Source organism: Paenibacillus sp. EKM301P, assembly GCF_011800295.1.
In the GTDB taxonomy this organism is placed as follows: Bacteria; Bacillota; Bacilli; order Paenibacillales; family Paenibacillaceae; genus Paenibacillus; species Paenibacillus polymyxa.
The window spans coordinates 1-709 of sequence record NZ_JAALFM010000067.1 but is presented as its reverse complement, the minus strand read 5'-3'; the positions used below and the strand labels follow the sequence as shown (position 1 = coordinate 709).

The window sequence follows — 709 nt, the reverse complement described above, 5'->3', positions numbered from 1 at the left end:
AAGCATCAAGCCATAGCTTCGGTGGTGTGTTTAGCCCCGTTACATTTTCGGCGCAGAGTCACTCGACCAGTGAGCTATTACGCACTCTTTCAATGGTGGCTGCTTCTAAGCCAACATCCTGGTTGTCTGTGCAACTCCACATCCTTTCCCACTTAACACACACTTGGGGACCTTAGCTGATGGTCTGGGCTGTTTCCCTTTCGACAATGGATCTTAGCACTCACTGTCTGACTCCCGGAACTAAATCTATGGCATTCGGAGTTTGACTGAGCTTGGTAACCCTTGCGGGCCCCGCACCCAATCAGTGCTCTACCTCCACGATTCTTTTTTCCGAGGCTAGCCCTAAAGCTATTTCGGGGAGAACCAGCTATCTCCGGGTTCGATTGGAATTTCTCCGCTACCCCCACCTCATCCCCGCATTTTTCAACATGCGTGGGTTCGGGCCTCCAGTGCGTGTTACCGCACCTTCACCCTGGACAGGGGTAGATCACCCGGTTTCGGGTCTACGTCCACGTACTCATTCGCCCTATTCAGACTCGCTTTCGCTGCGGCTTCAGCTCTTCACCTTAACCTTGCACGGGAACGTAACTCGCCGGTTCATTCTACAAAAGGCACGCCATCACCCATAGATTGGGCTCTGACTTCTTGTAAGCACACGGTTTCAGGATCTATTTCACTCCCCTTCCGGGGTGCTTTTCACCTTTCCCTC

General features: G+C 52.6%; 1 rRNA gene. It reads right to left on the bottom strand.

Going from position 1 to position 709, the window contains the following annotated elements:
• A 23S ribosomal RNA gene (locus HFD99_RS24840) occupies positions 1–709 on the bottom strand; the annotation flags it as partial.